Origin of the sequence: Pseudomonas sp. SWRI18, assembly GCF_014268345.1 — a bacterium.
Lineage (GTDB): Bacteria > Pseudomonadota > Gammaproteobacteria > Pseudomonadales > Pseudomonadaceae > Aquipseudomonas > Aquipseudomonas cedrina.
In genome coordinates, this window is sequence record NZ_JACCQQ010000003.1 from 1 (window position 1) to 12,917 (window position 12,917).

11 protein-coding genes and 1 rRNA gene are annotated in these 12,917 nt (G+C 60.1%); 7 read left to right on the forward strand and 5 right to left on the reverse strand.

The window, feature by feature from the left end; translation table 11 throughout:
- Positions 1 to 222: 222 nt before the first annotated feature.
- The 4 genes from rrf (at position 223) to H0Z09_RS04790 (ending at position 4,061) form a co-directional block, all read left to right on the forward strand.
- Positions 223 to 338, forward strand: a 5S ribosomal RNA gene (gene rrf, locus H0Z09_RS04775).
- A gap of 157 nt (positions 339 to 495) precedes the next feature.
- Positions 496 to 1,155: a paraquat-inducible protein A gene (locus tag H0Z09_RS04780; protein WP_186687953.1), complete on the forward strand. Its 660-nt coding sequence runs from the start codon at positions 496 to 498 to the stop codon at positions 1,153 to 1,155.
- Entirely contained in the window at positions 1,142 to 1,765 is a 624-nt protein-coding gene (locus tag H0Z09_RS04785) for a paraquat-inducible protein A (protein WP_076951019.1), read from the forward strand. Before H0Z09_RS04780 ends, H0Z09_RS04785 begins: the two co-directional genes overlap by 14 nt.
- Positions 1,758 to 4,061 (forward strand): MlaD family protein, encoded by a 2,304-nt coding sequence (locus H0Z09_RS04790; RefSeq protein ID WP_076951020.1) that lies wholly within the window; start codon positions 1,758 to 1,760, stop codon positions 4,059 to 4,061. The genes H0Z09_RS04785 and H0Z09_RS04790 overlap by 8 nt, the downstream gene beginning before the upstream one ends.
- Positions 4,062 to 4,164: 103 nt before the next feature.
- On the opposite strand, the gene mksF is transcribed toward H0Z09_RS04790, so the two are convergent.
- From mksF to mksB, 3 genes are read right to left on the reverse strand one after another with little or no spacing between them, the layout of a single operon-like run.
- A complete protein-coding gene (mksF, locus tag H0Z09_RS04795; RefSeq protein ID WP_186687956.1) occupies positions 4,165 to 7,005 on the reverse strand; it encodes an Mks condensin complex protein MksF in 2,841 nt (946 codons plus the stop codon).
- Entirely contained in the window at positions 7,002 to 7,709 is a 708-nt protein-coding gene (mksE, locus tag H0Z09_RS04800) for an Mks condensin complex protein MksE (protein ID WP_186687959.1), read from the reverse strand. Before mksE ends, mksF begins: the two co-directional genes overlap by 4 nt.
- Positions 7,699 to 8,976, reverse strand: a complete 1,278-nt coding sequence (gene mksB / locus H0Z09_RS04805) for an Mks condensin complex protein MksB (protein WP_076951023.1) — start codon at positions 8,974 to 8,976, stop codon at positions 7,699 to 7,701. Before mksB ends, mksE begins: the two co-directional genes overlap by 11 nt.
- Before the next feature lie 187 nt (positions 8,977 to 9,163).
- Between mksB and H0Z09_RS04810 the strand changes: the two genes are divergently transcribed.
- Complete coding sequence (locus H0Z09_RS04810) at positions 9,164 to 9,910, forward strand: energy transducer TonB (protein ID WP_186688607.1); 747 nt, start codon at positions 9,164 to 9,166, stop codon at positions 9,908 to 9,910.
- Positions 9,903 to 10,355 carry a ribosomal protein S18-alanine N-acetyltransferase gene (rimI, locus tag H0Z09_RS04815; protein ID WP_186687962.1) on the forward strand — a complete coding sequence of 151 codons (453 nt, stop codon included), beginning with the start codon at positions 9,903 to 9,905 and terminating at the stop codon, positions 10,353 to 10,355. Before H0Z09_RS04810 ends, rimI begins: the two co-directional genes overlap by 8 nt.
- Before the next feature lie 150 nt (positions 10,356 to 10,505).
- Here the strand turns inward: rimI and H0Z09_RS04820 are convergent, their stop codons facing one another.
- Positions 10,506 to 10,910, reverse strand: a complete 405-nt coding sequence (locus H0Z09_RS04820) for a serine kinase/phosphatase (protein WP_186687964.1) — start codon at positions 10,908 to 10,910, stop codon at positions 10,506 to 10,508.
- A gap of 139 nt (positions 10,911 to 11,049) precedes the next feature.
- On the opposite strand from H0Z09_RS04820, the gene can reads away from it, so the two are divergent.
- A complete protein-coding gene (gene can, locus H0Z09_RS04825) occupies positions 11,050 to 11,694 on the forward strand; it encodes a carbonate dehydratase (protein WP_053134092.1) in 645 nt (214 codons plus the stop codon).
- Positions 11,695 to 11,741: 47 nt separating this feature from the next.
- Here the strand turns inward: can and H0Z09_RS04830 are convergent, their stop codons facing one another.
- Complete coding sequence (locus H0Z09_RS04830) at positions 11,742 to 12,911, reverse strand: hypothetical protein (protein ID WP_186687966.1); 1,170 nt, start codon at positions 12,909 to 12,911, stop codon at positions 11,742 to 11,744.
- Positions 12,912 to 12,917 lie beyond the last annotated feature (6 nt).

The window sequence follows — 12,917 nt, forward strand, 5'->3', positions numbered from 1 at the left end:
TTGGGTGTGTAAGCGCTGTGAGGCGTTGAGCTAACCAATACTAATTGCCCGTGAGGCTTGACCATATAACACCCAAGCAATTTGACTACTCGAAAGAGCATAAGATTGCGGTGTGTGAAGACGAGATGAACCGAAAGTTCGACGCTCACAAAACACCGACAGCTGTCACATACCCAATTTGCTGAAGCGAGGCCATCTGGTCACGACTCAGTACCCGAATTTCTTGACGACCATAGAGCATTGGAACCACCTGATCCCATCCCGAACTCAGAAGTGAAACGATGCATCGCCGATGGTAGTGTGGGGTTTCCCCATGTGAGAGTAGGTCATCGTCAAGATTAAATTCCGAAACCCCATTTGCGAAAGCAGATGGGGTTTTGTTTTGGGCGATCAGAAATTCAATCAACCCAACGTGCCCAACAAATCTGCACAGTTATTTCTGAACCAGACCACTAGAATACGCACCTAATCTTTTTTAGAGCCCGAGCCCTACTTATGCCCGATCCGGTTGATGCCCTTGAGGTGTCGGATTCAGCACTGGACGACCTGGTGGCATGCCATGAGTGCGACTTGCTGATGCGCAAACCAGTGCTCGCCCTTGGCGAAAAAGCCCAATGCCCGCGTTGCGGTTACGAACTTTACGCACACCGTCATAACGTCGTTGAGCGAAGCCTTGCCTTGGTGTTGGCCGCATTGCTGTTGTACATCCCAGCGAACTTTCTGCCCATCATGCAGCTCAACTTGCTCGGGCAGTCCTCCGAAGACACCGTATGGACCGGCGTAGTCGGTCTGTTCGATACCGGCATGCAAGGTGTTGCCGCCGTGGTGTTCCTGTGCAGTATGGGCATTCCATTGCTCAAGCTGCTGTGCCAACTGGCTGTGTTGCTCAGCATCCGTTGGAACATCGGGCGCAGTTATGGACTACTGCTGTACCGCATCTACCATCACATGAAAGATTGGGGGATGTTGGAGGTGTACCTGATGGGCGTATTGGTGGCGATCGTAAAACTCGCCGACATGGCCTCCATCACAATCGGCCTGGGCCTGGTCTGCTTTGTCAGTCTGCTGATGGTTCAGGTTCTACTTGAGGTGGTGATGTCGCCGCACCAGATCTGGCAGGCGCTGTCAGGAGAGGATGATCATGCGGGCGATTGATGCAGGCATTCTGGTTTGTACCGAATGTCACGAATTGAACAAACAAGACACCGATAGCGATGAGCAAACCTGCACCCGATGTGGTGCGCTGATCCATGCCCGTCGCCCCAACAGCCTCACCCGCACCTGGGCGCTGCTGATCACCGCAGCCATCTTGTACATCCCCGCCAACCTGCTGCCGATCATGACCGTCAATTCACTTGGGCAAGGGGAACCCAGTACCATCATGGCGGGTGTGATCCAACTGGTTCAGCACGGCATGTTCCCCATCGCAGCCGTGGTGTTCATCGCCAGTATCCTGGTGCCGACGTTCAAGCTGGTGGGCATCGGGCTGCTACTGTTCTCGGTGCAGCGTCACCAACCGCTGTCGGCGCAACAACGCATTGTGATGTACCGCTTTATCGAATTCATTGGCCGCTGGTCCATGCTGGATATCTTCGTGATCGCCATCCTGGTGGCGGTTGTTAACTTTGGGCGACTTGCCAGCGTCGAGGCCAATCTCGGCGCTGCGGCGTTCGCCAGTGTGGTGATCTTGACGATGCTCGCCGCAGTAACTTTTGATCCCCGACTGATTTGGGATAATACGGAGTCGGACGACGACCATGAGTGATTTGCCTAGAGCTAAAACCCGCCCAGCCTCCAATTGGTCGGCCATTTGGGTGTTGCCCCTGATTGCCCTGATCATTGGCGGGTGGCTGGGGTGGCGCGCCTATTCCCAGCAGGGCATCGATATTCAAGTGCGCTTTGAGAGCGGTGAAGGCATCCAGGTCAACAAGACCGAAGTGGTCTACAAAGGCATGCCGGTGGGCAAGGTCAAGGCCCTGGCCCTGGATGACGAAGGTAACAACCGCGGAGTCATCGCCACCATCGAAATGGACAAGGACGTCGAGCAATACCTCAGGACCAACACGCGCTTCTGGCTGGTCAAGCCGAGCGTCACCCTTGCGGGTATCACCGGCCTGGAAACCCTGGTATCGGGTAACTACATCGCCGCCAGCCCCGGCGACGGTGAACCCACGCGCAAGTTCAAGGCGCTCTCCGAAGAGCCACCGTTGTCCGACGCCAAGCCGGGATTGCACCTGACCGTCAAGGCTGACCGCCTTGGTTCGCTCAACCGTGGCAGCCCGGTGTTCTACAAGCAGATCCAGGTGGGCCAGGTTAAAAGCTACCTGCTTTCCGAAGACCAGAGCACCGTCGAGATCAAGCTTTATATCGAACCGACCTACGCCAGCCTGGTGCGCAAACACACGCGGTTCTGGAACGCCAGCGGCATCAGCATCGACGCCAACCTCTCCGGCGTGAAAGTGCGTAGCGAATCACTCTCCAGCATCGTCGCCGGCGGTATCGCGTTCGCCACGCCGGAGAACCGCAAGGACAGTCCGCCGACCGATCCGAGCCTGCCTTTCCGCCTGTACGAAGATTTTGACGCAGCCGCGGCGGGCATCCGGGTCAAGGTCAAACTTACCGACTTCGAGGGCCTGCAGGCCGGCCGCACGCCTGTGATGTACAAAGGCATTCAGGTCGGCAGCCTGAAAACCCTGAAGATCAACCCCGACCTTTCCAGCGCCAACGCAGAGCTTACCCTTGATCCGCTGGCCGAGGATTACCTGGTCCAGGACACTCAATTCTGGGTAGTCAAACCGTCTATTTCCCTGGCCGGCATCACCGGGCTTGAAGCCTTGGTGAAGGGTAACTACATCGCCATTCGTCCCGGCGACAAAGGCACCGCTCCACAACGCGAGTACGTCGCCCGCGCCAAGGCGCCGCCCCTGGACCTGCGCTCCCCAGGCCTGCATATGGTGCTGCTCACCGACAACCTCGGTTCCCTGGACGTTGGCAGCCCCATCCTCTACAAGCAGGTCAAGGTCGGCTCGGTACAGAGTTACCAGTTCTCGCGCAAGAACAAGCAATTGGTGATCGGCGTCCACATCGAGAAGGAATACGAAAACCTGGTCAACGGCTCGACGCGCTTCTGGAATGCCAGCGGCGTGACCCTGACTGGCGGCCTCACCGGCGGTATTCAGGTCAAGAGTGAATCCCTGGCGAGTCTGATGGCCGGCGGTATTGCCTTTGAAACGCCGGAACCAAACGTCCCGCTGAAAAAGCGCATCCCGCGTTTCCGCCTGTTCGCCGACCGCGAAGCCGCCAACCAGCACGGCACCTTGGTGACCATCAAAGTTGACCGCGCCGACGGCATGCGCCCTGGCACGCCGGTGCGTTTCAAAGGTCTGGACGTGGGCAAGATTGAACGCGTCGACCTCAGTGCCGACATGCAGTCGGTGCTGCTCAGCGCACGTATTACCCAGGTAGCCGATCGTATTGCACGCGTTGGTAGTCAATTCTGGGTGGTCAAGCCTGAGCTGGGGCTGATGAAAACCTCCAACCTGGAAACCCTGGTCACCGGGCAATACATCGAAGTGCAACCGGCTGCCAAAAGCGCCGGCCCGCAGAAGAGCTTCGTTGCGCTGGATCAGCCCCCTGAGGCCGTCCGTCAGGAAGCGGGCCTGCGCCTGACACTCAGCGCCGCACGCCGTGGCTCGTTGAAGGAAGGCGTACCCGTCACCTATCGTGAAGTCACCGTGGGCAAAGTGACCGGCTATGAGCTGGGCCAGACCGCCGACCGCGTATTGATCCACATCCTGATCGAGCCCAAGTACGCGCCGTTGGTACGCAGCGGCAGCCGCTTCTGGAACACCAGCGGCTTTGGCCTCGACTTCGGTCTGTTCAAAGGCGCGACGGTGCGTACCGAGTCCCTGGAAACATTGGTTGCCGGTGGCATCGCCTTCGCCACGCCCGACGGCGAGCGCATGGGCAATGCCGCCCGGCCCCAGCAAACTTTCCCGCTGTTCGACAAGTTTGAAGAGGAATGGCTGACCTGGGCGCCTAAAATCTCACTCGGAAAATAGCCCGAGGCGCGCCCTTCGCGAGCAAGTCGAATAGGCCGGCACAGACAACAAAAAAGGCCCCTGGGTTCTCACCCAGGGGCCTTTCGCATTTCAGTGCAACCGATCAGACCTCATCCAACTCCGGCTCGTCCGCCTGCACGTTCACCGTGGCCTTCACCCCATCGTGACGACGAATATACTTCCAATCCGCCTCATCGATATAAATCCCGTTCGGCCCGCTGCCGCCTTCCAGGTCGATCGCCACCTGGGCAGACACCTGTGGCTTCACACTGGCAAGGATCGGCACAAAGCCCAGCTGCAGACTGGTTTCCAACAACGCCGCCTGATTCTTCTCATCGATGTCCGCCGCCTCATCGAGGTAGTACGGCAAACGCACACGCCCGGCCTGGTCGCGATCCATCAAGTGCAGCAACAAGTACATGTTGGTCAGCGCCTTGATGGTCATGGTGGTGCCGTTGGACGCCGCACCATCGATATCGGTATGAATCACCGGCTGACCGTTTACCTTGGTGATCTCGAACGCCAGTTCGAACAAATCCTTTAGGCCCAACTGGTTATGGTTGGCAGCTACCAGGCGCGCCAGGTACTCCTTGGCTTCTTCGTTCTTGTTGTCCTGCTCGGCGCTATGGCTTAGGTCGAACACCGACAGCGTCTCGCCTTCTTCATACTGACCGGCACTGTGGATGATCTGGTCGATATGCTTGAGCGCTTCCTTGTTCGGCGCCAGCACAATACGGAAGCTTTGCAGGTTGGACACCTGGCGCTTGTTGATCTCGCGGTTGAACAACGCCAACTGGTGCTCAAGGCTGTCGTAGTCGCTACGGATATTGCGCAGGGTCCGGGCGATATCGGTGACGGCTGCACGGCGCGCCTTGCCCAGGGTCAGGGCTTCATCGGTACGGTGTGCATAAGCGTTGATCAGCAGTTGCAGGCGACGCTCAACGTCGTCCTCGCTGTCGAACTTGGCCACGCCCTTGAGGCGCACCTGCGCATACAGCGCTTCGATCTGGCCATCGGCGCGCAACAAACCTTGCCAGCTGTCCTGATAGTCATTGAGCAGCGGCAGCAGGTTGTCCATGGAATCGTCGACCGGGTCCATGAACGGCGTGCCGAACGGCAAATCCGCCGGCAGCAACTGACGACGGCGCAGCGCGTCATCCAGCGTGCGTTGCTTGGCTTCCATATCGCCGATCTGACGGCCAACCAATTGCAGCTTGGCCGACAGTTGCTGAACGCGCTCGGTAAAGGCATCGCTGGAACGCTTCAACTCATCTTGCGCCGCTTCCATCTGCGCCAGGGTTTCCAGTTTCTCGCCTTCTTCGGCACTCAGGGTTTGTGCGCGGCGGAAGTCTTCCAAAGCCTTCTGCGCGTCGAGTACCTGCTGGTACAGCGCTTCGGTCTGGGTCTTGCTCGCGGCGCGGTCGGAGGCTACGGCCTGCTGAGTCTTGAGTTGCTTGAGCTCTTTTTCCAGGCGCTCTTTCTGGTCACGCAACGCCGCGCGATCGGCCAGCGCCTGCAATGCCGGCGGCTCGATATGCGAGAGGTCGATGGCCAGCCCCGGCACTTCAAAACGCTCGCCTTTGAAACCATCGAGAATCAGCTCCAGGGATTTGACCCACCGGCCTTCCTCGTCCAGCGTGATGCCCTGCGCGCCCAACGGCAGGCTGAACAGCGAACTGTTGAACAGACGCATCAGACGTTCAACATCCGGCTGTGAGAACTCTTCCCGCAGCTTGGCGTAGCTGTTGTTGTCGGCATGATCAAGCTGCTGCTTGACCGATTTCAGGCGTTTTTCCAGGTCGCGCAAACGCTCGTCGAGATCCTCGGCGCTGAACTGCCGGGATTGCGCCAGGGCGCCGGCCAGTTCATCGTGGGCATCCTTGGCCGCCAGCAGTTGCTGCTCCAGCACCTTCACGTCATCGACCAAGGCGAAGCGGTGTTTGAGCACCGACAGCTCGCCCAGCCAGCGCTGGATGCCGCTGATCTCGCGCTCCAGGCGCATCAGCTCCTGGGTGCCGCCACGCTGGTCGTTCTGCAGCGCATCCTGCTCGTTGCGATAGTGCTCGGCCTGGATGGTGAGCTCTTCCTTGCGCGCACTGGCGTAGTCCGACCAGGTGCCCAGCAGCGAATCCAGCAGCGGTGACAGGCGATGCAGCTTGCCGCGCAAGATATCGCGTTGTTTCACGCCGTTTGCGAGCGCCTCGACCAAAGGCCCGGCGGCCACCAGCGAGTTGTAGTCCTGCTCCATGCGTCGTACATCGCGGAAGGCTTCTTCGCACGCGGCGATGTAATCAACACTGCCGGAACGCAGGCTGTGTTCAAACGCGTCCAGGAACAATTGCTTGAGCTTGGCCGCGGTGATTTCGCGCATGTGCAGCAAGTTGATAAACAGCGCGCGGAAGGTCTTCAGGCTTTGTTCGCTGGTAGAGCGCAGCGGAATCAGCGTCAGGTCCAGCGGGATCGACGTGTGGCCGCCCACCAGCAAGCGCCGCAGTTCATCAGGCTTGAGTTCGTAAGCTTTGAGGCCTTCGCGTTCAAGGTTGGTGAACAGCTCTTTCTGGCGCAGGCACGTGTCGTTTTTCTGGTAATGGGCCAGGTCCAGCTTGCCGGCATAGGCAAAGAACTGGTGACCGAAACCACCGCCCGGGCCGCGCCCGACCACGCCGATGACATGCGGGCCGTGAGGCAGCGAAACTTCCACCAGGATGTAGCTGGTGTCGGTCGCAAAGTAGAAGCGCCGGGATTGCTCCAGGGTGTACTTGCCGAAACTCATGTCCGACATGCGCGCCAGGATCGGGAACTGCAAGGCGTTGATCGACGCGGATTTACCCAGGTTGTTGGCGCCATACACCGACAGCGGTTCTTCCAGCGGGAACAAACCCAGGCTGTAGCCGGCGGTGTTCAATAGGGCGAAGCGGCGGATGCCGTAGCGTTCCTTGCTCATGCGTCGGTCTCCTGTTCTTCGGCAATGGCGCGGGCCATGGCGTCTTCTTCGCTTTCGTCCGCAAAGTCACTCAGATCGAGCGGATCATCGGTCTTCAGCAATTTCTCATCGCTGTCTTCATCGATGATCACCGGCGCAGGCAATGGCAATACGCTGTGTACGCTGGCGGCCAGGTCGCGGTCCTGCTGCACCGACAGGCACACATCGAGGAAACGGTGCATCGGCGGCAGGAAGCGGTAGATGCCGTTGTCTTCGCTGGCAAAACCCAGCTGAGTCATACGGCGCATGATTTTTTCTTCGAGCTCTTCCTGGGTCTGCACCTCGGCCTGCATAAACAGGTCGCGGTACTTCTCCAGCAGGGACGGCAGCTCATCGCGGCCGAGGCTGCCGCCGTCAAGCACGGCGATCGGGTCGCGGCCCTGGTCGGCCAGGTGCTCAACGAGAATGAAGGTGAACAACGCCAGGCGCTGGGCGGTTTTGTTCACCTGCGCGCTGGCAATCGCGGAGTCCGGCACGAAGTAGTAGAAACCTCGGGTATCGCACACCAGCTCAAAGCCCAAGGCCTTGAACAGCGTGCGGTACTGGTCCTGGAAGTTTGAGAGCTGCGCGTACAGCTCCGGATCACGTCGGCTGACGTGGTAACCCTTGAACAGCTCGCGAAAGATCGGCGCCAGCTGGGACAGTTCGGATAGATCAAGATGCATAGGGGATGCTCGCAGTATTCTCGGCGGCGTCGGTGCTGGCCGGGAGCAGGGCGAATGAGCGCAGGCTGACCTGATGCTCGTGGGTGTGGTAATCGCGGCGTTCCAGGCGTTCGCGCTTGAAGCGTTTTTCACGCGAGAGGCGCGAGAACCAGTACAGCAATTCGTCGGTGGCGCCGTCCGGTTCCTGCTCCAGCAGCCAGGTCATCAGGTCCGGCATCGGCAGCGCGTCTTCGCAGCGTTCGAGCATTTCCTTGACCGTGCGCGGCGCACGCTGGGCTTCGCCCTTGTGGGATTTGTGCGCCTTGGGGAAACGCGCCGGTTTCGGCTCGAAATTCGCCAGGGCATACACATAGGCTTCCACCTGGCTCGCGCTGCCGAGGAAGGTGCTTTGCGGGCGGGTGAACATCGGCATCGCCGCTTGCGGCACCGCGTCCAGGCCTTTGCGGCGGATAGCCGACAGGGCCAGCGCCGCGCCACGGGTCACGGCGTTGTGCCGGCGCGCTTCTTCGCGCAACGGCAACAGCAACTCGCGCGCATGACGCAAGGTCAACTGGGCGCTGGTCTGCATTTCGAGGATGCGCGCGTGGGTGCGCAGCAGCATGTCGTCATCCACCAGGTGGCCGAGGCGTTGCTGCTCGGTGAGCATGCGCAGCAGCACATTCTCGACCTTGCGCACGCCTTGCTCGAAGGCGCCGTCGGCATTAACCAGTTGGATCATCGGTTCGACGTATTCGTCCCAAGTCGCCAATACTTCGGCGTAGCGCTGGCGCAACGGGATCTGGCGGTCGCTGGTCTTGGCGCGGTCGGCCACGGCGGCGAGGGCCTGTTCGTCGTTGGCGAGTTTTTTCAGCACGTCGCGCACACGCATATCCAGCAGGCGCAGTTGGCGGGCCAGGTCGTGGCCATCGCGGATATCGAAGGCATCCTGGATGTAACCGGCCAGGCGCTCTAGGTGGCGCAGGTAGGCTTCGATCTCCAGGCACAGGCCAAGCCGGTGCTCCTTGCGAAGGTAAGCCAGGAAGTCGTGGATCTGCGCGTTGAGCTCGAAACGGTTCGGGCTCTTGGCGACAGGCACCAGAATGTCCAGGCGAATCCACACGTCCAGCAGGCTGGTAATGTCCTGTGGCGTGCTGTCCAGTTGTTGGGCGGCCAGTTGCGCGCGCAGTTCGCCAAGGCTCAGGGTGCCTTGGTCGAAGTGTTCGCACAGTGGCTCGAGCAAGGCCCAGTGTTCGGCGAGGGCGCGCAGGACGCGCTTGGGTTCGATCATGGGGATGGCCGGCTGGTTAGCGATTAAAAGTCGCGATTGTACTGCATCGAGCGCGGGATTTATCCACAGCCGGTCAGTGTGCAGTGGGCGATTGTTGCCGAACAGCGGTAGAATCCCCGCTCTTTAGTTATCCGCAAGTGGCCGAGCTGTGCTTACCGAGTCCCGACGTCGCGCTTACTTGACCGCCATGCAGGTGGTCAACTGGCTGCCCCGCACCGAACTGCCGTTTGCCGCGCCGTCGCGGCCCGAGCTGTTGCAGGCGCTTGAGCCCGAAGAGGCGTTCCAGGTGTCGGGCGAGGAAGCGGCCGCGCCGGTCGCGGTGGTCAAGCCGGTGCCCGAGTCACGCCCTGTGGTCGAGCGCGCGAAAATCGAAGTACCGCGCCCATCGCCGCTGGCCAAGGCGGCCGTGGTGGCCGAAGAGGCTGCCACGGTGGTCAAGGCGCCAGTGGTGCCGCCACCGCGTTTCGCCCTGCAATTGCTGCGCGCCGGGCGCTGCCTGCTGCTGGTGGAGTTGCCCACCGGTGAACGCTTCCAGACCCGTGACCCCGCCTACATGCTGCTCAAGGACATGCTGCGCGCCGCCGGCTTGCCCGACAGCCCGCAAATCGTCGGCGACCCGGTGCGCTGGCCATTGCTGGTGCGCGGCACCATGGACCAGGGCCCGGAAGCTGCGCGTGATTTTGTGCAAGGCTTTGTGTCGGCGCGCCTGGAAGACGAACCCTGCGTGTGCCTGTGGCTGATCGGTCTGCCCGCCGTGCGGTTTGCCGGCCAAGCGAATGCCGAAGCCTGGTACCGCGAGCTGCAGGTCGAAGGCCTGGGCTCGGTATGGGCCCTGCCGGGCCTGGAATTATTAATGGAAGAGCCACAGCGTAAGGCTGATGTCTGGCAAGCCATGCGCCGGCTGATGGCGCGCTGGAAAACAACCGATGAGTGAGGCTTTATCTTTCCGCCCGATGACCGAGGCCGACCTCGATACCGTGCTGAAAATCGAATACGCGGCGTTCAGCCACCCTTGGACCCGTGGGATCTTTCTCGACGGGTTGGGCAAATATCAGATCTGGCTGATGTTCGAAGGCGAGCAGCAGGTGGGGCACGGTGTGGTGCAGATCATCCTCGATGAAGCGCATTTGTTGAACATCACCGTGAAGCCGGAAAACCAGGGCAGGGGGCTTGGCCTGGCGCTGTTGGAGCATTTGATGTCCCGCGCTTATGCTGCGAATGCGCGGGAATGCTTCCTGGAAGTGCGTGACAGCAATACCGGGGCGTTCCGTTTGTACGAACGTTATGGTTTCAACGAAATTGGCCGTCGCCGCGACTATTATCCGGCCGTGGGTGGCCGCGAAGATGCGGTTGTCATGGCCTGCACCCTTGTTGATTAAACATGTAAAACCCTTGGACACCCCAGTACCTGTGGGAGCCGGGCTTGCCCGCGATGCAAGCACCTCGGTGTTTCAGTGAGACCGAGGTGATGCAATCGCAGGCAAGCCAGCTCCCACAGGGGCCTTTTTTACAATGAGTTCTGCGGTGTGTCAGCGGTTACCGTTTACAGGATCCAGGTCGGCCAGTTCGGCCTCATCCAATCCATTCCCGCCGCCAATGTCATCTTCATCTACAACGCTTAGATCGTAATCCGCCGGACCGTCTTCCCCTTCTTCCCGTGCATCGCGCGCGCCGTCTTCGCGGATCAGCGTCTCGGGGCTCATGTCATCGTCAGTCGATTCGTGGTCGGCGACCGACGCACCGGTCATCCCGGCTTCGCGCACCCGCTCGTCGGGCATCAGCTGCTCGCGCTCACCCGGCGGGATCTCATCGCCGATTTCCGCCGTCTGATCTTCCTGGTCAAAATCCAGCTCGCGCATCGAACCCATGCGATCTTCGTTGTCATCAATCGGTTCGGGCTGCGTGGCGCCGTAGGGACGTCGTGATTCAGTCATGGCCAATCCTCATACTGTGGGGCTTATAGTGTGTGGACCGTTGTAGCGCCTTAAAGATTCAAGCTAATTGCAGCTCGGCGTGACCCGGACGAGGGGTTGTCAGTCACAAAACTGCGCATCATTCCTGAGGCTTTCCCTGATGAACGAATTACAAGACCTGCTTGATAACAATGAACGCTGGGCGGACGCGATCAAACAGGAAGATCCCGAATTCTTCGCCAAGCTCGCCCGCCAGCAAACCCCGGAATACCTGTGGATCGGCTGCTCCGACGCCCGCGTACCGGCCAACGAGATCGTCGGCATGCTGCCGGGTGATCTGTTCGTACACCGCAACGTGGCCAACGTGGTGCTGCACACCGATCTCAATTGCCTCTCGGTGATTCAGTACGCGGTGGACGTGCTCAAGGTCAAGCACATCCTTGTCACCGGCCACTATGGCTGCGGCGGCGTGCGGGCTTCGATGCAGGACCGTCAGTTCGGCCTGATCGACGGCTGGCTGCGTACCATCCGCGACCTCTATTACGAAAACCGTGACGTACTGGCCCAACTGCCGACCGAAGAAGAACGCGTCGACCGCATGTGCGAGTTGAACGTGATCCAGCAGGTCGCCAATGTCGGCCACACCAGCATTGTGCAAAACGCCTGGCACCGTGGGCAGAGCCTGTCGATCCACGGCTGCATCTACGGCATCAAGGACGGGCGCTGGAAGAGCTTGAACACCACCATCAGTGGTTTCGAGCAGTTGCCGCCGCAGTATCGCCTGCGTCCGTTGGGTGAAGTCTAAGAGCCGACGCGGCTGCGCTTGTGTTCCAGCAAGCGCAGCCCCTGCAGCTACAGCGCCGGGATCGCCGTGGCTGGAATGGGAGCAGGGTTCTTCAGTTGTTTCAACTGGGTCTTGATCCCAGGCGTGGCGCATTTGGCATTTGCCTCTCCCGGGGACAGGTTGCGCACCGAGGTGTAGAACAATTCGCAGGTCTGCTCTTTGCGCGTGACCTGCCAGGTGTTCATGCACGCCTTGAGCGTTACATTCGGGTCGCTCTCGGGTTTTTGGCCCATGCCGGCCTGCCAGCAGGCGGCGCTCAAATCCTGGCCCATCACCTTCAAGCCGGCCTCGTCGGCTTTCTGCTCGTTGCCCTCGTAGGTATCGGGGCTTGCGGCATACCAGATGTAGCTCGGGTGGTTCGCCCCCAGCACGGACACGGTTTTGCCCGCTGCCGGGCTGATCTGCACCAGGCTCAATACACCCACCGTCTGCCCGTACTGTTGCTTGATCCAATTGCGCACCGGCGCGCCAAAGGCCACCATCGGTAACGCCCCTTTGTCGGACAGGCTCAGCTCCTGGACCATGCGCGTCTGGTAATCGGTGAAGTAGCTGTAGACGGTTTCCAGGTCCTTGCCCGCGTTGGACGGCGCGGCGATGGGCGCGATATCGATGATGGTCTGGTAAGTCGGGGTTTCAGTGGCAGGCACGCCATTATCCGCGAGCAGCGTTGCCCAGCGGTCGGTGGTGGCCGATTCCAGGTAATCCTGCGCTTGGGTCAGTGAATAATCGGGCGGGAAATGCAGCAACTCGATGCTTTTGCGATTTTCCAGGGCCATGCCCAGTGGCAGAAACAGGTACCAGTTGTAAGCCCACTTGCCGTCGCTGTTGAGCCGGCTGGCGCCTTGATAGGCCAGGTCGGCGGTATCGAGCAATCGGGTCAGGGGCTGGCCGTAACTGTCGGGCACACCGCTGAAAATCGCTGATACCTTGCCGTCCAGAGTCTTGACGCTGACTTTCGCTCGGCTGTACCCGTCCCGTTGCAGGCTCTGGTTCAGATAATGCTCGACAGTCTGTTCCAGCGTCCATGGCCGAAAGCAGATCACATTGCAGTTATTAGGGTAGGCGAACAGTTGGGTTACACGCTGCGTGCTCCCCAGAGGTACCTCAATGTCGGCCTGTACGACCGCACTCGCCATCAGTGCGGCCAGGGTGCAACACAGCCTGGTCGGTTTGAACATTGGTTG

Coding starts and splice junctions, on each gene's coding strand:
- H0Z09_RS04780 (WP_186687953.1), top strand. CDS start 496: ATGCCCGATCCGGTTGATGCCCTTGAGGTGTCGGATTCAGCACTGGAC.
- mksF (WP_186687956.1), bottom strand. CDS start 7,005: ATGAGCAAGGAACGCTACGGCATCCGCCGCTTCGCCCTATTGAACACC.
- mksB (WP_076951023.1), bottom strand. CDS start 8,976: ATGATCGAACCCAAGCGCGTCCTGCGCGCCCTCGCCGAACACTGGGCC.
- H0Z09_RS04830 (WP_186687966.1), bottom strand. CDS start 12,911: ATGTTCAAACCGACCAGGCTGTGTTGCACCCTGGCCGCACTGATGGCG.
- rimI (WP_186687962.1), top strand. CDS start 9,903: ATGAGTGAGGCTTTATCTTTCCGCCCGATGACCGAGGCCGACCTCGAT.
- H0Z09_RS04810 (WP_186688607.1), top strand. CDS start 9,164: ATGCAGGTGGTCAACTGGCTGCCCCGCACCGAACTGCCGTTTGCCGCG.
- H0Z09_RS04785 (WP_076951019.1), top strand. CDS start 1,142: ATGCGGGCGATTGATGCAGGCATTCTGGTTTGTACCGAATGTCACGAA.
- can (WP_053134092.1), top strand. CDS start 11,050: ATGAACGAATTACAAGACCTGCTTGATAACAATGAACGCTGGGCGGAC.
- H0Z09_RS04790 (WP_076951020.1), top strand. CDS start 1,758: ATGAGTGATTTGCCTAGAGCTAAAACCCGCCCAGCCTCCAATTGGTCG.
- H0Z09_RS04820 (WP_186687964.1), bottom strand. CDS start 10,910: ATGACTGAATCACGACGTCCCTACGGCGCCACGCAGCCCGAACCGATT.
- mksE (WP_186687959.1), bottom strand. CDS start 7,709: ATGCATCTTGATCTATCCGAACTGTCCCAGCTGGCGCCGATCTTTCGC.